The organism is Kocuria marina, assembly GCA_014652975.1.
In the GTDB taxonomy this organism is placed as follows: Bacteria; Actinomycetota; Actinomycetes; order Actinomycetales; family Micrococcaceae; genus Kocuria; species Kocuria marina.
Window position 1 is genome coordinate 37,131 of the sequence record BMZV01000002.1, and the last position, 24,283, is coordinate 61,413.

The 24,283-nt window shown below is 67.1% G+C and carries 22 protein-coding genes and 2 pseudogenes; 11 read left to right on the forward strand and 13 right to left on the reverse strand.

Annotation, left to right across the window (positions count from 1 at the left end):
- Window positions 1-40 precede the first annotated feature (40 nt).
- Window positions 41-1,354 carry a hypothetical protein gene (locus IE157_RS05330; protein ID WP_193519373.1) on the forward strand — a complete coding sequence of 438 codons (1,314 nt, stop codon included), beginning with the start codon at window positions 41-43 and terminating at the stop codon, window positions 1,352-1,354.
- Between the two features lie 32 nt (window positions 1,355-1,386).
- On the opposite strand, the gene IE157_RS05335 is transcribed toward IE157_RS05330, so the two are convergent.
- Window positions 1,387-2,391, reverse strand: coding sequence for a DNA-processing protein DprA (locus IE157_RS05335; protein ID WP_193519374.1), 1,005 nt, complete (start codon window positions 2,389-2,391; stop codon window positions 1,387-1,389).
- A 215-nt stretch (window positions 2,392-2,606) separates the two neighbouring features.
- Between IE157_RS05335 and IE157_RS05340 the strand changes: the two genes are divergently transcribed.
- From IE157_RS05340 to IE157_RS05355, 4 genes are all read left to right on the forward strand, one after another.
- Window positions 2,607-3,059: a sulfate permease gene (locus IE157_RS05340; RefSeq protein WP_193519375.1), complete on the forward strand. Its 453-nt coding sequence runs from the start codon at window positions 2,607-2,609 to the stop codon at window positions 3,057-3,059.
- Window positions 3,060-3,181: 122 nt separating this feature from the next.
- On the forward strand, window positions 3,182-4,147 hold the full coding sequence (locus IE157_RS05345) for a HamA C-terminal domain-containing protein (RefSeq protein WP_193519376.1): 966 nt from the start codon (window positions 3,182-3,184) through the stop codon (window positions 4,145-4,147).
- Entirely contained in the window at window positions 4,144-6,708 is a 2,565-nt protein-coding gene (locus tag IE157_RS05350) for a DEAD/DEAH box helicase (protein WP_193519377.1), read from the forward strand. Before IE157_RS05345 ends, IE157_RS05350 begins: the two co-directional genes overlap by 4 nt.
- Window positions 6,709-6,807: 99 nt before the next feature.
- Window positions 6,808-7,716, forward strand: coding sequence for a transposase (locus IE157_RS05355; RefSeq protein WP_404820589.1), 909 nt, complete (start codon window positions 6,808-6,810; stop codon window positions 7,714-7,716).
- Window positions 7,717-7,868: 152 nt separating this feature from the next.
- Here the strand turns inward: IE157_RS05355 and IE157_RS05360 are convergent, their stop codons facing one another.
- The 3 genes from IE157_RS05360 to IE157_RS05370 all read right to left on the reverse strand — a co-directional run bounded on the left by IE157_RS05360 (window position 7,869) and on the right by IE157_RS05370 (window position 10,256).
- A complete protein-coding gene (locus tag IE157_RS05360; protein ID WP_193519378.1) occupies window positions 7,869-8,999 on the reverse strand; it encodes an NAD(P)/FAD-dependent oxidoreductase in 1,131 nt (376 codons plus the stop codon).
- Between the two features lie 141 nt (window positions 9,000-9,140).
- The gene (locus tag IE157_RS05365) at window positions 9,141-9,443 is read right to left on the reverse strand and encodes a putative quinol monooxygenase (RefSeq protein ID WP_064847389.1); all 303 of its coding nucleotides are present in this window, start codon (window positions 9,441-9,443) and stop codon (window positions 9,141-9,143) included.
- A 441-nt stretch (window positions 9,444-9,884) separates the two neighbouring features.
- Complete coding sequence (locus IE157_RS05370) at window positions 9,885-10,256, reverse strand: hypothetical protein (protein WP_193519379.1); 372 nt, start codon at window positions 10,254-10,256, stop codon at window positions 9,885-9,887.
- Window positions 10,257-10,848: 592 nt separating this feature from the next.
- Here IE157_RS05370 and IE157_RS05375 point away from each other — a divergent pair.
- Both IE157_RS05375 and IE157_RS05380 read left to right on the forward strand, forming a co-directional pair.
- Window positions 10,849-11,793 (forward strand): alpha/beta fold hydrolase, encoded by a 945-nt coding sequence (locus tag IE157_RS05375; protein WP_035964342.1) that lies wholly within the window; start codon window positions 10,849-10,851, stop codon window positions 11,791-11,793.
- 230 nt (window positions 11,794-12,023) lie between these two features.
- Window positions 12,024-12,236 (forward strand): annotated as a pseudogene (locus IE157_RS05380) (integrase core domain-containing protein); the annotation flags it as partial.
- A gap of 12 nt (window positions 12,237-12,248) precedes the next feature.
- Here IE157_RS05380 and IE157_RS05385 read toward each other — a convergent pair.
- A pseudogene (locus IE157_RS05385) lies at window positions 12,249-12,614 on the reverse strand (DJ-1/PfpI family protein); the annotation flags it as partial.
- 594 nt (window positions 12,615-13,208) lie between these two features.
- Complete coding sequence (locus IE157_RS05390; RefSeq protein ID WP_064845772.1) at window positions 13,209-13,976, reverse strand: hypothetical protein; 768 nt, start codon at window positions 13,974-13,976, stop codon at window positions 13,209-13,211.
- Window positions 13,977-14,256: 280 nt separating this feature from the next.
- On the opposite strand from IE157_RS05390, the gene IE157_RS05395 reads away from it, so the two are divergent.
- Together IE157_RS05395 and IE157_RS05400 are read left to right on the forward strand one after the other, a co-directional pair.
- Window positions 14,257-14,730, forward strand: a complete 474-nt coding sequence (locus IE157_RS05395; protein WP_064845771.1) for a hypothetical protein — start codon at window positions 14,257-14,259, stop codon at window positions 14,728-14,730.
- A gap of 28 nt (window positions 14,731-14,758) precedes the next feature.
- Entirely contained in the window at window positions 14,759-15,904 is a 1,146-nt protein-coding gene (locus IE157_RS05400) for a MalY/PatB family protein (protein ID WP_193519380.1), read from the forward strand.
- 93 nt (window positions 15,905-15,997) lie between these two features.
- Here IE157_RS05400 and IE157_RS05405 read toward each other — a convergent pair whose 3' ends face one another.
- The 7 genes from IE157_RS05405 to IE157_RS05435 all read right to left on the reverse strand — a co-directional run bounded on the left by IE157_RS05405 (window position 15,998) and on the right by IE157_RS05435 (window position 22,130).
- Window positions 15,998-16,375 carry a cation:proton antiporter gene (locus tag IE157_RS05405; RefSeq protein ID WP_098055217.1) on the reverse strand — a complete coding sequence of 126 codons (378 nt, stop codon included), beginning with the start codon at window positions 16,373-16,375 and terminating at the stop codon, window positions 15,998-16,000.
- Window positions 16,372-16,629 carry a monovalent cation/H+ antiporter complex subunit F gene (locus IE157_RS05410; RefSeq protein ID WP_035961140.1) on the reverse strand — a complete coding sequence of 86 codons (258 nt, stop codon included), beginning with the start codon at window positions 16,627-16,629 and terminating at the stop codon, window positions 16,372-16,374. Before IE157_RS05410 ends, IE157_RS05405 begins: the two co-directional genes overlap by 4 nt.
- Window positions 16,626-17,012, reverse strand: coding sequence for a Na+/H+ antiporter subunit E (locus IE157_RS05415; protein WP_193519381.1), 387 nt, complete (start codon window positions 17,010-17,012; stop codon window positions 16,626-16,628). The genes IE157_RS05410 and IE157_RS05415 overlap by 4 nt, the downstream gene beginning before the upstream one ends.
- Window positions 17,009-18,610 (reverse strand): monovalent cation/H+ antiporter subunit D family protein, encoded by a 1,602-nt coding sequence (locus IE157_RS05420; protein ID WP_193519382.1) that lies wholly within the window; start codon window positions 18,608-18,610, stop codon window positions 17,009-17,011. The genes IE157_RS05415 and IE157_RS05420 overlap by 4 nt, the downstream gene beginning before the upstream one ends.
- Complete coding sequence (locus IE157_RS05425; protein WP_064845766.1) at window positions 18,607-18,936, reverse strand: cation:proton antiporter subunit C; 330 nt, start codon at window positions 18,934-18,936, stop codon at window positions 18,607-18,609. The genes IE157_RS05420 and IE157_RS05425 overlap by 4 nt, the downstream gene beginning before the upstream one ends.
- On the reverse strand, window positions 18,933-21,884 hold the full coding sequence (locus tag IE157_RS05430; protein WP_193519383.1) for a DUF4040 family protein: 2,952 nt from the start codon (window positions 21,882-21,884) through the stop codon (window positions 18,933-18,935). The genes IE157_RS05425 and IE157_RS05430 overlap by 4 nt, the downstream gene beginning before the upstream one ends.
- An 87-nt stretch (window positions 21,885-21,971) precedes the next feature.
- The gene (locus tag IE157_RS05435) at window positions 21,972-22,130 is read right to left on the reverse strand and encodes a hypothetical protein (RefSeq protein WP_193519384.1); all 159 of its coding nucleotides are present in this window, start codon (window positions 22,128-22,130) and stop codon (window positions 21,972-21,974) included.
- Window positions 22,131-22,232: 102 nt separating this feature from the next.
- On the opposite strand from IE157_RS05435, the gene IE157_RS05440 reads away from it, so the two are divergent.
- Both IE157_RS05440 and IE157_RS05445 read left to right on the forward strand, forming a co-directional pair.
- Window positions 22,233-23,261 carry an LLM class flavin-dependent oxidoreductase gene (locus tag IE157_RS05440; protein ID WP_098055229.1) on the forward strand — a complete coding sequence of 343 codons (1,029 nt, stop codon included), beginning with the start codon at window positions 22,233-22,235 and terminating at the stop codon, window positions 23,259-23,261.
- Window positions 23,262-23,274: 13 nt separating this feature from the next.
- The gene (locus tag IE157_RS05445; protein WP_193519385.1) at window positions 23,275-24,279 is read left to right on the forward strand and encodes a CobW family GTP-binding protein; all 1,005 of its coding nucleotides are present in this window, start codon (window positions 23,275-23,277) and stop codon (window positions 24,277-24,279) included.
- The last annotated feature ends 4 nt before the right edge of the window (window positions 24,280-24,283 follow it).

The following is a 24,283-nucleotide window of genomic DNA, read 5'->3' on the forward strand; positions in this document are numbered from 1 at the left end:
ACATGCCGTGAGTGTCGGTGCTCACAGATACGGTCAAGACATGAGCGACACGCACAAAGTGAGCCCCTACGGCTCGGCGCGCGATCTTCCGTCCGTCAAGGAGATGGAGCAGCAGATGGCGGCGTTCAAGCTGCTTGGCTTGCTGCTGCCGAAGGCGCAACGGAAGCAGCTCAAGGACTTGCAGAGCGAGCACCGGCGCATCATTGGGATTGTTGACACCTTCTACGGCTTTCTTGGTGAACGGAACTGGGTGTTTACCGGTGACTTCAATCTGCCTGCTATCGAGCACGTCGTCTGCGCCGATGATGCGTCGATCGCTGAGGCACGGCTCATCGAGTACTACAAGTCAGCCGATCGGATCGCGTTCCCGCTCCGCCGCCTCCATCGCTTCGACGCGATGCGTCCGCGCATCCCGCTACTGAAGAAGGCGCTGATCGACTACGAGGCAGGCCGGTACTACAGCACCGTTCTTGTGCTGCTGTCAGTGATGGACGGCTTCGTCAACGACCTCGACACGGCGGCACGGCAGGGACTGCATGCGCGTCCCGTAGAAGACATGGTGGCGTGGGACAGTGTGGCCGGACACCATCTGGGCCTGAGCCATGCACACCAGTCGTTCGTCAAGGGCTTCTACAAGACCGATACGACCGAAGTAACCGAGCTATTCCGCAACGGCATCATGCACGGCACCCTGGTCAACTTCGACAACGAGGTCGTCGCCACCAAAGCGTGGAATCGGCTCTTCGCGGTAACCGACTGGGCAGACGCCCAGGAACGTCGGGCAAAGCCTGTCGAACCGACGCCAACGCTGCGCGAGTCCTTGACCCGCTGGAAGACGGTCCAAGACCAGAAGGCCAAACTCGAAGAATGGCACCCTCATCGGTACGAACCAGGCGCATCTACTGACAATCCGTCCGAGGTCGCTACGACGTGCGGGGACTTCTTACTGAGGTGGCAGAAGAAGCAATGGGCTCCCGCAGGCGCCCACTTCATGGAACTCGGCAGCTCGCGATCCTCCGTCGGCAAGCTCGCCGTCGAGGCCAAGGACCTCTACCAGACACTAGACCTCACGGCATGGACGATCCTCGGCGTCCGGCACGTTGCGGCCGCCGTGGCACACGTCGATGTAGAACTCCTCGTGAATGGCGACACCTACCGAACCGATCTCCGATGGGTTCGCGTCGATGAAGCAGGAGGTACCGCGACAGAGTGGGAACCGGGCCGCTGGATGCTCTCGATGTACGGGCCATCCCATTTCCTGAAACCCGAAACAGTAGTGACACGCTCAGACAGTGAGCTGGTAGCCCGCACTGAGGCGGTCTCGACATCGACCGACGACATCGAAGCCGTGTAGCTCACGCCGGTTGCGGTGTCGATTGAAGATGATCAGAGCGAACGGCCCGGTCTTCCCAGCTGAGGGCGGCGGTCGAACTGCTGTCGAACCCCCGGCCCCGTCGCCGCTCGACTTGGTACCTCGTCGGCGTCGAGTAGGACAAGTAGCTCGCTGGGTTCCGTGATGAGTTGGGCGAAGCCTTGCCGGATGAGCTGGTTGGGGCCACTACTGGTCGCGCTGGTCACCGGACCGGGCACCGCGCCGACGCCCCGGCCGAGTTCGTGCGCGGCGATGACGGTGGTCATCGACCCGGATCGGGGACCGGCCTCGGGGATCACGGTCGCACCTGAGAGTGCCGCCAGCAGGCGGTTGCGAGCCAGGAACACCTGTGTCTCGTCGGCGCGGCGCCCGGCGGCAGCTCGCTCACCAGCAGCCCGACATCTCCGATGCGACCCAGCAGCTCGCTGTGCCCGGCAGGGTAGGGACGGTTCAGCCCCACCGGCCGAGACCGCGATCGTCTGTCCGCACGCGGCGAGCACGCTCTTGTGCGCGGCACCTTCGATGCCGTAGGCGTCGCCGGAGACGACGACGCGTTCCTCATCGGCAAGACTTGTCACCAGCTCGCCGGCGACGTGCTCGCCGTAGGAGGTCGCGGCGCGGGAGCCGGTGATCGTGACGCGATTGCTCAACGCCGCTGTCAAGAACGAAGTCGCCCCGCGCGTCCACAACAGGTACGAAGCACGCTCACCCAGATCATCCAGACCCGCGGGCCACTCCTTGTCCGCCGGGAGGAGAGTGCCGAACTCGCCGCCTTGCGTCTCAGCCACCCGGTCGGGCAAGTCGGGAGTGACCCGAGCGGCGAGCCGTTCGCGCCATATCATCGTATCCGCGCGGGCAAGACCCGGAACCGGATCGTTAGACTCGACCAGCCGCAAAGTCTCAACACCACCGACCTGGGCGAGGACGCGCCCGGTGGTCGAGTCGTTCGGCTCGGCGACCATCGACAACGCGACCCGCGCCATCCGCTCACCCTGCATCCGCTCTGCCAATGTCGCCATGATCGGTGTCTTCTCGCTCCAAGGTCACCGACGAGGTACACGCCTCTGCTCCAGTGACGGGTTCCCTCTGTCAGAGCACGGTCGTAGACTGGATGGTGAGGCAGGTTCTTCAGCTACGCGGGTTCTGCGGGACGGCCCCTTCGAGGGCACTCGGTTCATAGCCGCCTCCACGACGGAACACCGTCGCGCTATGACGAGGAAAGAGAGACCCGGTGATGCTCCGCACATCGGTCGCGCTCAGCGCACGAGGCTACGGCGTACTCCGCTACGCACCTACCAACCTGCTCATCAACGCCATCCGCACCAGACGCGGCATGAAGTGTGGCGTCCCCGCGATGCTGCTCGCCGGGGTTTACTTTTACGCGGCAGCGACCTGCACCACGATCATCAACGACGACGGTCCCGGCTGGCTCCACCTGCTGGCCCTGCTGTTCGCCTGGAATGCCCTCAAGTTCATCTGGGTCGGACCGGTAAGCCTCGTGCTCCTCGTCCACCATCGGTGCGGCCGCCCGCACCCCCACGTCGGAGTCTGTGAGGTCGCCACGGTAGCCCCGATTGTGAGCGATGGCGCCCGAACTGCGGCTCCTCAGGAACATGGCTGCCGGCGTCGCCGTGTCGCGGCCTCTCGGCCATGGCGATACGGCAAGATGGGCGACGTGACAGTCTGACCCGGGTCGTCGGTCCACTCGACCCTTAGCTGAGGAAGGTCGATGATGAACCAACACGAGTCGTGGGGCGTTGGACCGCGAGTCGTCGCGTCGTCCGCCCGGAGCAAGATCGGCTTGACCGCATGACTAGCGAGGCGGCTCAGACTGCCGTTGTCGAACAAGTGCCGTTGATCGAAGCGGTTCAGCGGCTCGTGCGGGGTGGCTGGGACGAAGTAGAGAGTTCGTTAGTCACTTACGGCGAACCGATCGCTGTTGAAGGCACGCGTTCGATTGTCCGCTGCCACTTCCTCCGAAGTGACCCTCTGGGGACCCCTCGCCTCAAGACGCTGGCGCAGCAGCTTGCGAATCAGATCGTCAACTACTGCATCCCTCGGACGGAAATTGAGAAGGTTGGACTACTATCCCCAGATCGGCAGATTCCGGAGATTACTCGCCTAGCTAACGAAGCCGCACGCCTGTTCACTCAAACCCAGGTCAAGACAGGGGAGGGTGCAGAACTACTTCTATACGCGTTGCTTGAGAAAGGACTCCAGATACCGCAGGTCCTCAGCAAGATGTCTCTAAAGACGAGTACCGAGATGCAGTACCACGGCGCTGACGGAGTCCATGCGAAGCTCCTTGATAACGGGGATCTGGCTGTTTATTGGGGTGAAGCAAAACTCTATGAGTCGGTTGCTAAAGCGATGACGGATTGCATGGACAGCATCGAGCCGTATTTGACTGGTACCGCTCACGAGCAGGACGTATTCCTGATCAGACACTACGTCGACGCTGGAAACGCGGAGGTGACGGCCCGGCTGCTCGAGTACTTCAACGACAAATCGATTCTTTCTGCGAATGTCGAGATGCGTGGCGCCTGTCTTATTGGCTTCGTGCATGAGAACTATCCAAGTCTTCCTCGTGAAGAAGCGTCTGTGAAGGCTGAATTGGACGAAGTCCTCAGTAGCTGGACAAAATCTACAAAGACGCGCCTTGAGAATCGCTCCCTGACTAAACACGCTATTGAGGTGTTCTTCTTTCCAATGCCGTCCGTCGAGGAATTTCGAAAGGCGATCAAGGCTGAACTCCGGATCGAGGTCAAGTCGTGAGCCAGTTGTCGGACCGGGTGCTCGCCCTCAGCCGGTTCAGAGCTGGACTTGAGGAAATAGCGGTCAGTTCGGTACAGGCGGATGTGCCTTTGCTGGACGACTCCGCGTCTCCTGCACGCGAGCCTGACTGGGCCTTTCTCTTGGTGTGTGCGAGCGCACTAACGCCGGAGGTGAATGAGGTTGCTCAGGATGCCGTGCTGCGTGTTGCGCAAGGCTGCCTTCGGTCGCGCCAAAGTACCGACGAGCAGCGGGCCGCCGCCATTCTTCTATTAGATCGTGTGGGGAATCAACCAGCAATCGCTCTGGCGCGAGACCGTGACGAAAGCATCCTGGCGTCGATCGAAGCAAACTCGTCGACACTTGTCCTTGATGCGCTTGGCCGTCGCGCCGAACTAACGGTAACGCTGCCGAGCGGCGACGTAATCGATGTCAATCCCTTTCAAAAGGCGTTCTGGGAGCTCGCTTCCGCCAATGACTGGGTGAGTGTATCTGCGCCGACATCCGCAGGTAAGTCGTACATCATCCGCGAGTGGATGTTCTCCGAACTGCGAGGGTCGACGCCTGCGCGACTTGTGTACATAGCACCCACCAGAGCCCTCGTTGAGGAGGTTAGCGAGGTCTTCCGATCCAAACTGGATGACAGCGTGGGTGTTCATACCCTCCCGTGGGACCCTGAAATTACTGGCTTCGAGCGACAGGTATTCGTCCTCACGCAAGAGCGTCTTCACCTGCTGCATCAGCGGTTGCCGCAGTTTGCACCATCGGTGATCTTTGTAGACGAAGCGCAGAAGATCGCCGATGGAACTCGCGGGATACTGCTAACGCAGGTGCTTGACGAAGCCCTTCGTCGGGACCCAACTGTTCGGTTAGTGTTCGCAAGTCCTTTGTCAGCAAACCCCCGTGTACTCCTGGAACCCGAATCCTCACAGGAGCGCAAGGCCGCGCTTGTCGGCGAGACGGTGACGGTGAATCAGAACCTCGTCTTCGTCAACCAGGTCCCTCGGAAGCCGCGCCGCTATGCGCTCTCACTCGTCTACGAGGGTGAGGAGCGGGAGGTTGGTCAAATAGAGCTTCCCCTTGCTCCAGATGGCGTTGGGCAGAAAGTTCCTCTCATCGCTGCCGCGATTGGGGGCGACTCCACTGGGAACCTTGTCTTTGCGAACGGACCGGCTGAAGCGGAGAAGTTTGCTAGAACCATATTTGATGCTCTAGGTGAAGACCTCGCGATAGAGTCGGATGCGATCCAAGAATTGGTCGACTTCTCCAAAGGCGTCGTGCACGAGAGGTTTAAACTCGCCGAGTTCGCCAGGCGGGGTGTCGCCTTCCACTACGGTGACATGCCTCTCGTGCTCAAGGCAAAGGTTGAGGAGTTGTTCAAGCGAGGAGAACTCAGATACCTGGTATGCACTTCCACCCTTCTTGAGGGAGTGAATCTGCCGTGCCGAAACCTCTTCCTACGCGCTCCGCACAAGGGGCCCAGGATGCATATGCCCATGCCAGACTTCTGGAACCTGGCCGGAAGAGCTGGTAGATGGGGCACTGAGTTCCAGGGGAACATATTCTGCGTCGATACATCAGATTCGAAGGCCTGGCCTGAGAAACCCGGCAGGCGAGAGCGGTCATCGATCGTGCCTGCGGCGACTACGACCCTGTCCAACGTAGCTAGCGTGATCGAATACATCGATCGTGGCGCACACAAAGCTGATCGCGAGACGCCTCCGGAGCTCGAATCAGCCTTCAACTGGCTTGCTGGTCGTTTCATATCTGACGGGAATCTGGTTGGACTTCATGGTGTTGCCTTAAGGGCGGAAGAGACCGACCGGATTGCTGAGGCACTTGGGCGCGTGACGCCAACTCTCCGGCTTCGCTCAGACCTCGTGAAGAAGCATGCAGGCATCAGTCCGATGTCGATGCAGCGCCTCTTGGACGCCGTCTTGGCGAACGGTCACCCCGAGGAACTTGCTCTCGTTCCTCCAACTAGCGATGATGCTTTCGATGAGTACAAGATCGCGCTGGACTATGTTGCTGAGTACCTGGGCGGATCGTTCGAGCCCGAGTCTCGTCGCTTGTCGCTTGCGCGCCTCATCGTTCACTGGATGAGAGGAGTGCCTCTCAGCGTCATTATCGACAACCGCGCGAGGTGGCGACGCGATCAAGGCCAAGAAGTCTCCTATCCGGGCCTGATCCGCAAGGTGATGGCGGACGTAGAGGACATCGCGCGTTTTGAGGCGCCAAGGTACCTATCCTGCTACGCCGACATCGTGGCGCAAGCGGCGGGAGAACTTGGTCGGCAGATCGATGCGGATGCCGTCGATATCGAGATGATGCTTGAACTGGGAGTGCCACGGCCAACCGACATGTCCTTCATCTCGGTTGGGCTGTCAAGGGCTACTACTCGCGCGATTGCGGAGTTTGTGCTGGAGCCCTCGCTCTCTCCTGCGCAATGCACAGCTTGGATCGGGAATGTTGACGTGGAGCAGCTTGAGCTGCCTGCGTTCGCCGCACGCGAGATCGTGGCTCAACGACAACTATTCTCCGAGCGTCGCTGGCGAGCAGGCTAGTTCGTCGGCACTGTCTCGGTCCCGAGGGGGACCAGAAGGGGACCAGAACCATGCAAACCATGCATCTCGTGACGTGCTCTGCATGATCCGCGATCCGGAATGACGCGGAAGTCGGTCCCCCTGGAGCCGCCTGGACGCCTGGGGGTCAAGGGGTCGCAGGTTCAAATCCTGTCATCCCGACAGAAAAGCCCAGGTGAGAGCAGGTTTCTCACCTGGGCTTCATCATGTCCGGCGGTCGTTTTTCGTGGTCCCCTTCTGGTCCCCCCGGCGCTCTCGCCGGCGGTCGCCTGTGGCCGAACGGAGCGCCTTGAACCCCCTTCCTTCACCGGACGGGGCACGGTCCGCGGCCGCAGCGTCGAGTACAGCGTGGGATTCGCGATCACCGGAAAGCTCCGCGATGCCATCGATCTGGTCCCGAAGAAGGTCTGGACCCCAGCACTCGATGCCAACGGCGGCGTTCGTGAGGGCGGCGACGTCGCCGAGCTGACCGGCCTCATCGACCCGAAGGTTCTCGCCAAGTGGCCAGCCGGGATGCGGGTGATCGTGCGCCGCGAACGCCCCCACCCCGGCGCGCAACTGTCTCTGTTCGAGGAACGCGACGGCTGGCGCTACGAAGTCTTCGACACCAACACCACGGCCGGCCATCTCGCCTTTCTCGAGGCCCGGCACCGGGCCCATGCACGGGTCGAGGACCGCATCCGCCACGCCAAGGACAGCGGCCTGGGACGGTTTCCGTCGCGGAAGTTCAACATCAACCAGACCTGGCTGATGATCACCCAGATCGCGGGCGACCTAACCGCGTGGACCCGCCTGCTCGGCTGCAGCGGCTCCGCCGCCATGTTGGCAACCTGCGAGCCGAAGGCGCTGCGCTACCGATTCCTCCACGTGCCCGCCCGACTCGCTCACAGCGCACGCCGACGTCGCCTTAAGATCCCGGGGTCGTGGCCCTGGGCAGCCGCGATCGTCGCGGTCTTCGCGCACATCGCCGCCATCCCGCAACCGGCCTGAGCTGGCCGGTGCGCCCCCGACATCACCACCCGGAGAACCGCAGCCCGACAGCGCCAGCCAGCCCGTCGTCGTACCCGCAGTCACTCCGCACACGGGCGCACTCGACCACACGGCTCCGACACGATCCCGACCGCCGTCATGAAAGACCGGGGCTAGCCCTGGGCCTCGCCGAGGCGCGCTTCGGGCGTGAGCTCGGCGCGGAGACCGCCGCCGGTCGCAGCCCGGGCAAGAGCGCGACCCAGTGCAGGTGCCTGCTTGAACAAATTGTGACCGGCCACGAAGAAGACAGAGCCTGCCTCCCACACGGCCACGCCGTCCTCACTCCACGGGAGGTCGGTCACCCAGCAGTGGAGGAAGTCGCGCGGCTCTGGGTGGAGACCGGGCAGCGCCCGTGTCACGTATTCGCGTGCGCGTTCGTCCAGCGATCGAATCGCCGCCGGGTCGATGAAAGTTCCGTCGTCGCGGACGCCGACGGTGTCGCTGAGTCCGACCGAATAGCTGCTGTTGCCCGGTAGCGGCGTGGCGTAGACGCCGACTTCGCCGAAGACGCCGCTGCTGTCCTGCAGGCACGCGACTCGTGCCGGGGCGGCGGCTTTCACGTCGAAGGTCAGCCGTACGTGTGCGGCGAGGCGAACCGGCAGCGACAGGCCGACGCTGCGTGCCAGGCGGGCGGTTTCGCGGCCGGCGCACACGACCACCTTGGAGTAGACAGCCCGGTCGGTGACGCTGCGCACCTCGACCGTCCCGTCGGCGCGGGGATCGATGGAGATGACCTCACCGGTGGTGATCGCATCTGCGAGAGCACCCGTGAGTGCCGTGATCGCGGCGCGGGTGCGGATCGCGCCGCCCGACTCGTCGAGCACCGCTGGCCCCGAGTACCCAGCGAGCAGCGGCATCCGCTGGGCGACCTCGGCCGCGTCGATCTCGTGCGCTTCCACGCCGCCGACCTGGTCGAGCACCCGCAGCCGCGCCAGGGCGCTGTCTCCGATCGCCAGGACACCGTCTGATGAGACCAGCTCGACGTCGAAGTGTTCGGCCCACTCATCCCATACGCCGCGGCTTTCGCGCGCGAAAGCGACCAGTCGCGGGTCGTCATGGGCATGCCGGAAGATCCGCGACTCGCCTGCGGACTGACCCGTCCCGGGCAGACCAGCCTCGTACAAGCGCACCGGCACGCCCTGCTCCCGCAGCGCGTACGCCGTGGACAGACCGACGATCCCGCCCCCGATCACTGCTACCTCGGGTGAACGCGTCGTGGCAACGCCGTCGTCAGTTCCTGTCATCGCGGTTCCTCGATCCGTTGGTGATTAGCGATAGGCCGCAAGAGAAGGGGCCGCTGCCACGACGTCAGCGGGCTGTGTAAGCCCGAAGTCACCGCGCGCAACGACCCCTCCTCTCTGGGCCAGTACTCCCGGTCTGTGGTGTCAGGCGGGGAGTTTGGAGCCCAGGACGTCCAACTTCTCGATCGTGGGCTCGCTGAACAGTTTGCCGGTCTGCTCGCCGAGAGCGGTGGCAACTGCGCCGGACAGGTGCGCGTCGCGGCCATCGTCATCGGGGAACACGTCGAAGATCCCGAAGGAGGATGGGCCGAGACGGATCGCGAACCATGCGACGGTGGCCGGTTCCTCCTCGACGAGCCCTCGCCCGATGCCGAGGAATTCCTGGACCTCGTCTTCCTTGCCGGGCAGGGCCTCCAGCCTGACAAGCAGTCCCTTAGTCACGCTCATGACATCACCTCTTCCCGGGTCGAATTGCTCGCAAATTTCGCCCCCATCGTATCGCAGAACGCAGGCAGGTCATCGGGCGAGCGGCTGGTGATCAGGTTCCCGTTCACCACGACGTCCTGGGCCGCCCCCGGCATCTCGGGGAACGTTCACAGTGTTCTCACGCGAAGGGACGCTGCTGCACGACGCGGAGAAGAGGTGCCAGGCCGCCCCGCAACACCGCGCGGGTCCCAGGATCACCGAGAGGCTGCCGCCGAATTCGATGGCCGGGCCGAGTGATTCGACCCATGAGGGCGCCGGTCCCGGACTCACCCCCGAGGGGCGGAGCCGACATGCGGCGACGGCGCCACCCTCGCAAGGGTGACGCGTCGCTCGGCCGGGCTCGGCGATGCAGGCCCGCCACAGGTGGGCGTGGTGGTGATGGCCACGCCCACCTGTGGTCGCTCAGGAGCGGGCGAAGAACATCTGGTTGACGGACTTGTTCGCACCCCAGGCGGAGGTGGGGCGGGCGCCCTTGCCGAGCTCCCACGCGATCGTCACCGAGCGACCACGCGTGATGGAACGCAGGCGCGAACCGGTGTGCACGTCACCCACACGCGAGGACGTCTTGGCGTCGATCACGGCCATGACCTGCGCCTTGCTCGCGTCGGCGGGCACCCGCACCGTCACGAACTGCCAGTTGTTCGCGCCCCAGAGGGCGCGGTCCTCGCGGTAACGCAGCACGCCGTCGTCGTCGAGGCGCGCCACGACCCGGGCCTGAGCCGCGGTCTTGGGCATGTACCGGTCCACCTGGAAGGTGCGCTGCACCGCCTTCACTGCGGGGACGCTCGGACGGGTCGTCGGGCGCGTGGTGGGCGTGGTCGTGGGGCGCGTCGTCGGCGCGGGCACCGTAGTCGCGGGCGACGTGGGCCGCGGCGTGATCGCCGGGACCGAGGTCGTCGGCGCCGGGCTCGTCGGCCGGGGGGCCGTCGTCGGGTACACGCAGCACCGGAGCGGGGACGCCGTTTCTCCATGTGATGTCCCGTGTCGCCTGTCTGATCGACCCCGGCCTCACCTTCCTTAGCCGCGATGCCGAGGCCTGGTCCACGTTCTGCGGGCCGTCCGGGCGTGGACGGGCACGCCCGGCGCCGGCACAGAGCGTCCGAAGTGCCACGGGGCGGGCCGGCAGGCATGATCCGGGCGGGACGCGGCCCCCCCACCGGGGGTGACCCTGCCGGGCCGCCGGGTCCGGACCCGGTCACGCGGCTCTCGGGACGGGCTGGGCGCGTACCTGCCGCTCTCAGCGCCCGCGACAGGGAGTTCCGCGAGTGGGCGACGGAGGTCGGGGGCCGGACATCCCGTTGTCGGCAGGTACGGTAGGGTCATACCGTCGAGCTCCCCGCCCGAGGGGCATGACGAGGAGGTCAGCATGGCTCTGCGCGAACTCGAGTTCACGTCGCACAACGGCACCGACACCATCCAGGCCTGGGTGTACGAACCGGCGGTCACGCCGGTGGCGGTGGTCCAGCTCATCCACGGTCTCGGCGAGCACTCCCGCCGGTACCTGCACATGACGGCCGCGCTGGTGGATGCGGGGTTCGTCGTGGTCGCGGACGATCACGCGGGTCACGGTCGGACGGCGATGCAGTCGGGGACGTGGGGTGACGCCGGTGACGAGTCGGCGACGGTCATCGTGCAGGACGAGGTGACGCTGTACCGGAAGGCCAAGGAGCTGTTCCCCGACCTGCCGTACGTGGTGTTCGGCCACAGCCTGGGGTCGATGATCGCGCGGGCGCTGGTGCTGCAGCCGGGTGTCGAGGTCGACGGGCTCGCGCTGGGCGGTATCGCCGTGGGCATGCGCGGTGTCGAGTCGACGCTGGATCGCGAGGCCCTGAAGGCTGCCGTGGCGGCCGACGGTTCCGCCCCCGCTGCGGATGCGTTGGTGGGCCAGCTGTTCGACGGCTTCTACGACCGCCTCGGCCCGGACTTCGGCCCGACGGACTGGGTGGCGCGCAACGCGGACGTCGTCCGTGATCACGGCCGCGACCCCTTCAACAACTTCGGCGCCCCCTTGAGCAACCGGTTCCTGCAGGGCTTCGTCGACGTGTACGACCAGGCCAACGGCGACGACTTCTTCGACCGCCTTCCGCAGGTTCCCGTCGCGATCTTCGCGGGCGCGGAGGACCCGGTGACCAACTACGGCGAGGGTGCGCGCGAGGTCGCCCGGCGCCTGGAGGAGAAGGGCCACGACGTCGAACTCCACATCTACCCCGACGTCCGCCACGAGGTTCACAACGAGCCCGAGACCCGCGCCGAGATGGAGAACTCCCTCATCGAGTTCGTCCACCGCGCCGCCGGGCGGGACGACGCCTGACCCCCGAGGCGCACCCGGCCGCTCGCGCCCAAGCACCGTGACGGGGCCCTGCCGTGAGGATCGTCTCTCGGCAGGGCCCCGTCGGTGATGTGAGGTCTCAGGCCATGACGGGACGCACGCGTCGCCCAGCGAGGGGCTCGTCCATGGTGACCTCGCGAAGCGGAGGATGTCGCCGGTGGCGCAGCGAGGGCGAGAGGCCTGGCCACGGGTGACCTCGCCGAAGTGAAGGCGAGGATGCCGAGAGCAGGCTCCGCGACGAGTGCCTGAACATCAACAGCTTCTACTCGCTGCTCCACGCCCAGGTCGTGATCGGCGACTGGAAGACCGAATACAACCACGACCGCCGGCATTCATCGCTCGGCTACCTCGCACCCGTCGACTACGCTCGGCAATGCACCCATCAATCGGAAACCGACGACTCGCACAGCGACCGGACCGAATGAAGGGGGCGGCCCACGGCCTTCGACCACACCGGCCTCGATCAGCGTCCACGGCCCGTGACAGATCGCCGCAACGGGCTTGCCGCTTTCGACGAACTCGCGGACGAAGGAGACCGCGTCGGGGTCAACCCGGAGTTGGTCGGGATTCACCGTGCCGCCCGGGAGAAGCAGGGCGTCATAGTGGGTGACAGAGGCGTCCGCGACCAACCTGTCAACGGTGAAGGTGCCTGCTGCCTCCAGATCGTTCTCACGCGCCTGAATCTCACCGTCATGGATCGACAGCACCTCGGTCTGCGCGCCAGCCCGCTCCAGTGCCTCGCGGGGCTGTTCGAGCTCGACTCGCTCGACCCCGTCGGCGGCGAGGAAGGCGACTCTCCTGCCCTATAGCGTCTCGGACATATCAACTCGCCTTAAGATCCCGGAGACGTGGCCCTGGGCAGCCGCGATCGTCGCGGTCTTCGCGAACATCGCCGCCATCCCGCAACCGGCCTGAGCTGGCCCGTCCGCCCCCGACATCACCACCCGGAGAACCGCAGCAAGGCAGCGCCAGCCACAAGATCGTCGTGCTGCTCGTGGGCAACAGGTTCCACGCCGCCGTAGCGCCTCTCACGGTTCTGGCCGCGAAGTGAGCTTGCCCACGAGGGGGACCAGAAGGGGACCAGAATCATGCACTCCATGCATCTCGTGACGTGTTCTGCATGATCTGACGCTAGGAATCACGCAGAATCCGGTCTGGCCGGAGCAGTCTGGACGTCTGGGGGTCAAGGGGTCGCAGGTTCAAATCCTGTCATCCCGACCGAGTGAACCGGCTCCGGCCAGGCAGAAATCCTTGGCCGGAGCCGGTTTTTGGTGCACGGTCCCGCTCATGGCTACCACCCGAATTTCTAGTGGCGTTAGAGCACATTTCGGTGCGGCGAAGCTGTTTTAACTTCACTAGAAATCATGACCCGCCACTCGGCCGTTCCTCGTCACTCATCAGGTGTCCCGCGTGAGCCGCACCCATCCGTCGGACAGCGCAGCGCGCAGGCCCGCCTTGCGCGAGACCGCGGGCAGTGCGTGCGAAAGGCATGCCACAGCGTCGTACCCTGAGTGGTCCACGCCCGGCAGGACGTGCAGGTTCGTGTCGAAACCCGCGGCCTGGAACGCGGCGACGCCCTCCTCGGCGGCGCCCAGCGCGCTCCACTCGGGCGGGTTCGTGGCACCGTCCACGTCCTGATCGCCCACCCACCAGTGCATGGCCGTGTTGCCGATGCACGGCCGGGCCTTCTTCTTGGTGGCCACCGGCGCGTTCGCTCCGCCGCCGCCGATGATCACCGCGCCGCCGTGCGTCATCCCGGGAATACCCCGGTCCAGCAGTTCGTAGGTGATGAACTCGGCGCCGCCGCTGTACCCCAGGAGCCAGATGTTGCTCGCGTCCACCTGCGGGTTCCGCTCGACGATGTGCTCGTGCAGCGCCCGGAAGTACTTGCCGTTCGCCTTGCAGTCCTCCCACCACGTGTAGCCGTCGCCGGAGCCGTCCTCGTCCGGCGTGTTCACGGCCACGAACATGAGGTCCCGGGCCCGTGCTGCCACCGCGAGCCGGGCCAGATCGCCCTCGTCCGGCCAGTTGATGGACGTGTCGTCCAGGTCCCAGTAGTCGCCGTCGAAGTAGTACATGATCCCCGCGGTGCCCGAGTCCCACACGTGGTACCACGAGCTCAGTCCGTTCGGCGCGGTGAAGTCCACGAAAGTTTCCGGTGCCACTGTCCCCCCTGAGATGATCCGCCCCGATTCCCCCGGCACGGCGCGTACCCGTCCAGTATGCCGCGCCCGCACCCCGGACGACGACGCCGCACCCCTTCGCCTTTATTGAGCTAAGGCGTGATCCGGTGCACCGAAGCTGCTTTTGCTCCATTAGAACGCGGGTGTGGCAGGCGGGGTGGCGCGAGTCATCGGGCAAATGCGCACGTCATGTACCCACCCGGGTGTGACCGTCCGGCGCTCAGCATGCTTAGGTGGAGGGACACGACGAAAGGGGTATCCCATGAGCAACGTGATCACCACGTACCTGCAGGACCACCACGCCGGATCGGCCGCGGGGGTGGATGTGTTCCGCCGTGTGGCCGAAGGCCACGGGGACCCGGAGGTGCGGGAACAGGTCGAGCGACTGGTCCCGGAGATCGCCCGCGATCAGAAGTCCCTGGAGGACATCATGTCCATGGTCGGGGCCAAGCCTGCCCTGCACAAGGATCTCCCTGCGAAGGCGGGGGAGAAGCTCGCACGCCTCAAGCCGAACGAGCGGATCAAGGAACGTTCGCCGCTGTCGGACATCGAGGAACTCGAGGGTCTCGTGGCCGCCGTGCACGCCAAGGGCCTCGGCTGGCGGCTGCTCCTGGAGGTCCCGGACGAGCGGTTGGACAAGGACCTGTTGCAGAACCTCTACGAGCGCGCGCAGGAGCAGGAGAAGACCCTCGAGTCGCTGCGTCTGGGCCAGGCCAAGAAACTCACGGAGTCCTGAGGACCAGACAGTAACGGGAGGAGGGACCATGACGACCGCCGATGACATGCCCGCCCTGCGACGTCGTACGAGCGCCAAGTGGCGCACGTACCCGCGGGACGTGTTGCCCATGTTCGTCGCGGAAATGGACTTCCCCACGCCGCCGGCCATCAAGGCGGCGCTACAGAATGCGATCGAGAACAGCGACACCGGGTACGCCACCCCGACCGACCGCGGCGCCGCGGAGGCGTTCGCGGACTTCGCCGCGCAGCGGTGGGGGTGGCGCCCGGACCCGGCGCGGATCTCCTGCACCACGGACGTGAGCGTGGTGATCGTGGAGTCGCTGCGCCGTCTCATGGCGCCCGGCGACGGCGTGATCATCACCCCGCCCGTCTACCCGCCGTTCTTCGACCTCGTGGTCGAGGCCGGCGGGCGGGTCGTGGAGGTCCCGCTGCTCGACGACGCCGCGAGCTACCGTCTTGATCTGCGCGGCATCGACGCCGCCCTGCGCGCGGGTGCCCGCGGCGTGCTGCTGTGCAATCCCCACAACCCCGTGGGGCTCGTACATTCCCGCGAGGAGCTCGAACGGCTCTCCGAGATCGTGGCCGAGCACGACGGATTCGTGGTCAGCGACGAGATCCATGCCCCGCTCACGCATCACGGGACCAAGTTCACGCCATACCTTTCGGTGTCCGATGCCGCGCGCGCGCACGGCGTGGCCGCGGAATCGGGGAGCAAGGCGTTCAACCTGGCCGGTTTGAAGACTGCCATGTTCGTGGTGGATTCCGAACCCATGATGCGGTGGCTCGAGCAGTTGCCGGACGAGGTGTCCTACCGCACCGGCAGCTTCGGCCTGCTCGCCACGCGGGAGGGTTTCCGCAACAGCCTCGACTGGCTGGACGAGACGATCACCTCGATCCAGGACAATACCGAGCTGCTCGAGCGCGAAGTGAGCGAGAAGCTCCCGGGCGTCGTCGTGCGCCGAGGTCACGCGACCTATCTCGCGTGGCTCGACATGCGCGCCCTGGGATGGGGCGATGATCCCGCCGCCTACGCACTCGAGCACGCCGGGGTGGCACTGTCCAATGGACCCATGTTCGGTGGCGCGGGCAAGGGCTTCGCCCGGATGAACCTCGCGTGCGCGCCCGAGACCGTCGTGGAGGCGGTAGACCGGCTCAGCGGGGCCGCACACTGACCCCGGGTGGCCGTTCCGGGCGCTGAAGCGCCAGCCGTACGCCACGAGGGACCGCGGTCCACACCCGGTGCCGGGGGGCGGGACGTGCGGTCCTCAGTCCACGGCAGGCTTCCGTGCGGGTTCCGGGTCCCGCTCCGTGCCGGGCGAATCCGCGGCCAGCTCGTCGAACGCATACCGCTCCAGGGGAGTCCCCGTGAGATATGCCGATCGCGCGATCGCCATGGTCCCCACCGCGGACGTGATCAGGTGGATCGTGATGATGAGCACGACCTTGACCACGTTGGACACGGACGGCTGCAGCAGCAATGCCCCCGTCACCACGAACACGATGCCGAGCCCGCCCGCGGTCCCCACGGCCGAGACCCGCATGTACGCGTCCCGGAAACGGGCCACCCCCAGGGCGGCGGTCGCGAACACGAGGGCCCCGGCCACGATCAGGACGTTGCCCAGCACGGTCAGGATTTCGTTCATCGCTTCCCCCTGGTCAGAGCCCGTGCCAGGGACAGCGCGCTGAGGAATCCCACGAGCGCGGCCACGAGCACGATGTCGAAGGTGTACTCGTTGGCCACGCGCACACCGAACAACGCGATCAGACCGACGAACCCGAACAGCAACAGGTCACCCGCGACCGCGCGGTCCGCCTCCGTGGGCCCGCGCAGGATCCGGAAGGCCGCCGCGAGGCAGGCCACGGCGAGGATCACGATCCCCACGGTCACACCGATCATGACGTCCCTCCCGTGCGGCGCACCGCGCGCAGCAGTCGTGTCTCAAGTTCCCGGACCTCGACCCGCACGCTGTCGGCGTTACCCGAGTACAGCGAGTGGACGTACAGCGTGCGGATCTCGTTCTCGTCACGACGGCGCTGCGCCGCCACGGGTGCGTCGTGCATCCCCAGCGTGAGCGTGCCGGGGGTGAGCGTGATGAGGGCGGCCAGCAGGGTCACCTCCAGGTCCGAGCGGCAGCGCGTCCGCACGCGGGCCACACCGGGAGTCGAGTTCTGTCCCGGGGTGAGGTTGTCCCGCAGCACCGCGGTGCTCGAGGAGATGATCTGCCCGGCGTACCACACCAGGAACCCCACGACCCGGACAGGCCAGGTGAGCCAACTCATGAGTCCATCACCGCTTTCACGTAGGTCGAGGTGTCCAGCAGGCCCTCCGCGGCGGTCGTGGATACGCCCATGAGCACTTCCGCGCCGAGGCCCAGCGCGAGCGTCAGGCACGCGGTGACGACGGCGGGCCCCGCCAGGGCCGCGGAGATGCGTCGCCCGCTCGCGGTGGCCACGGCGCCGTCGTCACGGGCGGCCGGGGCAGGTTCCGGCACGGTCCCCGCACCGGAACCGCCAGTGCGGGCGGCGGGACCGCCACCGGCCCCGGAACCGCCCCCGTTCTCGAGCGACGACTCGCGCGCGGAGTCCCAGAACACGCCGTTCCAGATCTTGAGCATCGACAGCAGCGTGACGAGACTGACCGCGAGCATCACGATCACCGCGATCACGTGACCGGTGTCGACCGCCGCGAGGATGAGCGAGAACTTGGCCACGAACCCGGAGAACGGCGGCAGCCCGGCCAGGGACAGCGCGGCCACGAAGAACGCAACCGCGATGACCGGTTCACGCGTCGTCATCCCGGACAGCGCGCCGATCCTCCCGGTCATGTAGCGCACCTCGATCGCCCCGGTGGACAGGAACAGGGACGCCTTCACGATCATGTGGTGAAGCAGGTAGAAGATGCCCGCCGCGAGCCCGGCCAGGGTGAACAGTGCGACCCCCAGCAGGATGTACCCGATCTGGCTGATCATGTGGAACGCCAGGATCGATCGTGTGGTCTTCTCGCCCACGGCGCCCAGCACGCCTGCGACCATCGTGAGGCAGCACAGTGCCACGCCGATCCACAGCCAATGGGCGTCGCCGTCGAAGACCACGGCGTAGATCCGGTAGATCGCGTAGCTGGCCACCTTGGTGTGCAGCCCGGAGAACAGTGCGGTGATCGCGGGGGAGGTGGCCGGATAGGCGACCGCGAGCCACCCGTGGATGGGGACCACCGCGGCCTTGATCGCCAGGGCGAACAAGCACACGGCGGTCGAGATCGCCACGGTGCCGTCGGTCGCGGCGCGGCCGGCCAGTTCGGCCATGTTCACGGTGCCCGCGGTGCCATAGATGAAGCCCACGCCCATGAGGAAGATCGTGGAGGTGAGCAGGTTCAGGGTCACGTACAACCGTGCACCCATGACCTGCCGCTCGGTGCCCCGGTGCCGCGCCGCGAGGACGAACAGCCCGTAGGACGGCAGCAGCATGACCTCGACGAACACGAACAGGTTGAACAGGTCCACGGTCAGCAGCGCGCCGTTCACGCCCGCCGTGAGCACGAGCACGAGCGGGGCGAAGTACACGGTGGCCGCCCGGCCGGAGGCGTAAGCGAACCACGAGCACACCAGAGTCAGCACCCCGGTGACCGTGAGCATGAGCGCGGCGAACATGTCCGCCACGAACGGGATGGAGATCCCCACGGGCCACTGCGCCACACCGTGGGCCACGGCCCCGCCGCTGCCGGCGAAATCGGTCACGAGCCACACGCCTCCGGCGATCACGAGCAACAGGGTCCCGAGGAGACCCGCGGCGTGCAGCACGCGGCGGTCGCCCACGATCAACAACACCGCGGACACGAGCAGGGGAAGTGCGACGAACAGGGGGAGGAGGGCGCCGCTCATGAGCGCACCTCCTCGAGCTTCGCCTCGGTGTCGTCGTCATCGTCCCGGCCGGTCACGGCCAGCACGAGCATCACGATCGTGATCGAGAACGCAATCACGATCGCCGTGAGCACGAACGCCTGGGGCAGGGGATCCGCCACGGTGGACAGGTCCTCGGGGGCACCGAAGGGCTCGTGGCGCCGCGCGCTGCCGCCCGCGGCCATGAGCACCACGTTGCCCGCGTGGCCCAGGAGCACGAAGCCCAGGATCACGCGCAGCATCTCGCGCTGCATGAGCAGGTACACGGCACCGAACACGAGGAGTCCGGCGATCACGGCTGCGCTCATCGGGGGGTCACCTCTCCGGTCTCGTGGGTCGTGTGTGACGAACGGGTCGTCGCGGGACTCGCGGCGGTACCGCTCCGGGCGGCACGACGGCGCTCGCCGGCCCCGGCGCGCGCGCCCGGGGACGCGCCGGAACCGGGCTGGTCGTCCGGTCCCGCGGCACCGGGTTCGGGTTCGCGGGACAGCACCTTGGTGATGTCCGACGGCGGCCGCCCCAGCAGGTTGAACGCGGCCAGGATCACGCCGATCACCGCGAGGTACACGCCCCCGTCGAACACGAGCGCGGTGGTGATCTCGAATCCGAGGATGCGCGGGTGCAGGGGCCGCAGGAAGGACCCGTCCAGGTACCCCAGTAGGCCCGTGACGGTTCCCACGGCCACGCCGGCCCCGATCAACCACAGGTACGGCAGGCGCACGCGGGCGCGTTCGTCGGACGGCGCGGCCAGGTAGCTCAGGGTGAAGCCGGCTCCGCCCACGAGCGCGGAGATGAAGCCGCCGCCGGGTTCGTGGTGTCCGCGCAGCAGCAGTATCACGGACATCGCCACGATCACGGGCCCGAGCAGGCGCGCGGCGGTGCGCACGAACACGGTGTTGGTCTCCGGGTCGCTCACGGGCGATTGCTCGTCGATCGGGGCGGGGTCGTCCGCGGCGGGGCGGCGCCCGTGCAGCAGGGCGGCGATCGTGAGCCCGGCGACACCCAGCACCGTCAGTTCGCCCAGGGTGTCCAGGGCGCGGAAGTCCACGAGGATCGTGTTGACCAGGTTGGACCCGCCGGTCTCGTTGTAGCCGTGGGTCAGGTAGTACTCGGACGCGGGTGAGGCCTCGCGCCGTCCGGTCAGCATCCACACGCCCGCGGTGGTCGCCAGCCCCGCGGCGCCCGCCACGAGCAGCGCGACCACGCGGCGTCGTGCGCCGGGAGAGGAGAAGCGCGCGGGCAGGCGGCGCAGCAATAGGACCATGACGCACACCGTGAGAATCTCCACGAGCAGCTGGGTCATGGCCACGTCCGTGGCGCCCAGGTCGAAGAACCACACGGTGATCGAGAAGCCCACCACCCCGGTCACCACGATCGCGGAGATCAGGCTGCGCGCGTTCATCATGGCCGCCACACCGCACGCGATCAGCAGCGCGAGCAGCCAGTCGAAGGGCTCGCTCGCCGCGATCCGCACCGGCGGCAACTCGGTCGTGCTCCACACGGCGAGCAGCGCGACGACGCTCAGGCACACCGCGGGGATCGACAGGTGCCGCGCGGGGGCGGGGCTGTTCGTCCACGAGCCCACGACGCCGCCGAGCCGGATGGTCCCATCGCGCGCCCGGTCCACGCCGTCCAGGGCGGAGAACGGGAAGGCGCGCGGGGCCAGGACGGCGTGCACGCGGCGTCGGGTGAGGACGAGTGCGGCACCCGAGGCGAGCACGGCGAGGGAGACGAACAGTTCGGGGACCGGGCCGTGCCACACCGCGAGGTGCTTCTCCACGGTGGACCCGGCGGCCGCGCTCGCACCCGCGGAGGCGAGTCCGTCCAGCAGGAACGGCACGAGACCCAGGACGAGCCCCGCGAGGGCACCCGAGGCGGGCGCGGCCCAGAAGGACACCGGGGCCTCGCGCACCACGGTGCCGTTGCGGCCACCGAGCGCGCCCAGCACGAGGCGCGCAGCGTAGGCGACCGTGAAGACCGAGGCGAGGGCGGCTGTGGCGGTGAGCAGCCACGGGGCCCACGCGGGACCGGGAGCCTCGAGGAAGGCCGCGAGCATGGACTCTTTGCTCACGAAACCGAGCAACAGCGGGATCCCCGCCATGGAGGCGGCGGCCAGCACCATGAGGGTGGCGGTCACGGGCATCCGCGGGTTCATCCGGGCCAGCTCGCGCAGATCCCGGGTGTGGGCGCTGTGATCGATCACGCCCACGCCCATGAACAGGGCGGACTTGAACAGCGCGTGCGCGATCGTGTGCACCACCGCGGCGGACAGTGCGGCCGTGGTGCCCACCCCGATCATCGCGGTTAACAGACCCAGCTGGCTCATGGTTGAGTAGGCCAGCAGTTCCTTGAGGTCGTAGCGGCGCAGCGCGGCCACGGCACCGAACACCGCGGTGACGAGTCCTGCCGTGACGAGCAGGACGGTCCACGCGGGAACTCCGGAGAAGACGGGGGAGAAGCGCAAGAGAAGGTAGATGCCGGCTTTGACCATGGCCGCGGCGTGCAGGTACGCGGAGACCGGGGTGATCGCGACCATAGAGTCCGGCAACCACGCCTGGAACGGGAACTGCGCGGACTTGGTGAACGCGGCGACCGCCACGAGGACGGCCACGAGCGTGGTCAGCCCGGACTGCGCACCCCACACGTCGTGCGTCAGGACGGCGCTGATCCGGGTGGTGCCGGTGGCCACGATCATGACGGTGACGGCCGCGAGCAGCACGAGTCCGCCGGCCACGGTCACGAGAAGCGTGCGGATCGCGGGTTCCCGCGCACCGTCCCCCGAGCGTGCGATGAGCAGGAACGAACACAGCGTGGTGGCCTCCCACGCGACGTAGAACACCACGAGGTCGTCCGTGAGCACGAGGGCCAGCATGGCCGCCGCGAAGCCCGTCATGAGCGTATAGAACCCCGCGTGCTTCCCGCGATCGGCCCGGTCCGTGCGCTCGAGGTAGCGCGTGGCGTAACACAGCACCGCGGCCCCGATCACCAGGACCAGGAGGGAGAAGACCAGCGAGAGTCCGTCCAGGCGCACGTCGAGCCCCACGTCCAGGGACGGGATCCACGGCAGCGACTCGACGACCGCGGGGGTGGGCTCGGCGGGGGAGTGCGCGGCGTCGTCGTACCCCAGCGCGATCAGCGCCGCGGCGCCGAGCAGGGGCACCGCGAGCAGCCATCCGACGTTGCGGCCGATCGCGCGGGTCAATAGAGGGGCGAGCGCGCACGTGAGGAGTGCGCCCGCGAGGCAGGCAAGTAGCAAGGGTCCACCTAGGTCCGGGGTGACATGAGGTCAGAGCGGGCCGGAGGACGGTGTGGGCGCTCACGAGCGCCGGCAACGGCTCCGGGGTCAGTGGACGGAGGCCGACGGCGGTGCGCCGGCCTGGTTGGCGCCCCACGAGGACACCTGGCCGTTCGTACCCACGGATCGGACGAGCAGACCCGGAGACACGCTGCCGCGAGGGACGGCGTGCGGGCGCGCGGCAGTGACGATCGGGAACGTGGGCATCGCGATCGAGCCTAGCAAGAGCCCGCGGGGTGGGGAAGCGACCGGCCACCCGCATGGGGCCGCCACCGGAATAGCTGACGTGTCCACAATGTTGTGCGTGGCATGGCCGTTGAACTGGGAATCGACACCTTCGGGGACGTCACGTGGGACGACGACGACCGCCCCGTCTCGCACGCGCAGACCGTCCGCAACGTGGTGGAGCAAGCGGTGCTCGCGGATCAGGTGGGGCTGCACTCGATCGGGATCGGGGAGCACCACCGGGACGACTTCGCGATCTCCGCCCCGGACGTCGTGCTCGCGGGGATCGCCACGCGCACCGAGCGATTGCGCCTGGGCACGGCCGTGACGGTGCTCAGCTCGGACGACCCCGTGCGCGTGTACGAACGCTTCGCCACGCTGGACGCGCTGTCCCACGGGCGGGCTGAGGTCGTGCTGGGCCGCGGCTCGTTCACCGAGTCCTTTCCGCTGTTCGGATACGACCTGCAGGACTACGAGGCACTGTTCGAGGAGAAGCTCGCGCTGTTCGCGGCGCTGCGCACGAGTCAGCCGGTGACCTGGAAGGGCACGCTGACCCAGGACCTGCGGGACGTGAGCCTCTACCCGCCGCTCGAGAACGGACCGCTGCCCACGTGGATCGCGGTGGGTGGTTCCCCGCAATCGGTTGTGCGGGCCGCGCACTACGACCTCCCGCTCATGCTCGCGATCATCGGCGGGCCCGTGGAGCGGTTCTCGCCGTTCAGCGACCTCTACCGCCGCGCGCTCGCCGAGTTCGGCCATTCCGACAACCCCGTGGCCTACCACTCCTACGGGTACGTCGCCGACACCGACGAGCAGGCCCGCGAGGAGTTCTTCCGCCCCTACACGATCTCCACCGAGCGCATCGGAGCCGAGCGCGGGTGGCCCGCACCCACCGAGGAGTCCTTCCTGGAGGAGGTGGAGCACGGGTCCATGGCCGTGGGATCTCCCGAGACCGTGGCCCGTAAGATCGCCGCGGGCGTGCGGGCCCTGGGTGCCTCGCGCTTCGACCTGAAGATCTCCACGGGCCCGCTGTCCCACGGAAAGCTCATGCGTAGCATCGAGCTCTACGGCACGCGTGTTGCGCCCCTCGTGCGGGACATGCTCGCGGACTGATAAGCATGGACCCATGCCGAGCTCGCTTCCCGTCCTGATCCTCACCGGCTACCTGGGTTCCGGCAAGACCACGGTGCTCAACCACTTCCTCGCGACCGGCGGCGCGCGGATCGGTGTGATCATCAACGACTTCGGGGACATGAATGTCGATGCCGCGCTCGTGGCGGGGCACGTTGCCGAACCCGTGTCGATCGCGGGCGGGTGCCTGTGCTGCATCGAGGACCCCCGCCAGCTCGACGACGCCCTGCGTACGCTGTCCCGGCCCTCCCTCGAGCTCGACGCGGTCGTGATCGAGGGCTCCGGGATCGCCGAGCCCCCGGGGCTCATCCATATGGTCCTGGGCAGCGAGGTGCGCGACGTACGCTTCGGCGGGCTCGTCGAGGTGATCGCCGTGGCCCGCGTGGCGCTCGCGGAGGCCAGCGGCTGGGACCTCGCGCAGCACGTCAAGGCCGCAGCGGTCGTGCTGCTGACCACGACCGACCTCGCCGATCCCCGGGAGACCGCCGCGGTGCGCGAACGGATCGCGCACGCCAATCCGCATGCGCTCGTCATCGACGCGCCCCACGGGGCGGCCGATCCCCGGTTGTTCTTCGACGCCGCCGAGCACCCCGTACCCGAGGGCGGCCAGCTCGCGCTGTGGGAGTTCGGCCGGGCCCCCGACCACGACCACCACGTCCACCACCGCGCCACGGCCCTGGACGCGCCCTCGGTCGTGGACCCCGCGGCGTTCGCCGAGCTGCTCGAGGACCCGCCCGCGTCCGTCCACCGGATCAAGGCGATCGTGGATGTCGCCGTGGGCCGGGGGATCCGCCGGTTCGTGGCGCACTCCGTGGCGGGATACGTCTCGGTGGACCGGGTGTCACGGCCCTCCGACGAGCCCGCGCGGTCCCGGGTCGTGGCCATCGGCCTGGAGCGCGACGACGCCGCACTGCGCCGCCGCCTCGACGCCCTAGTGCGCCCCGACGGCGCTCCCGCGGCCACGGCCCGTGAGCTGCGCCGACTGACTCGGTTCCTATAGGAAC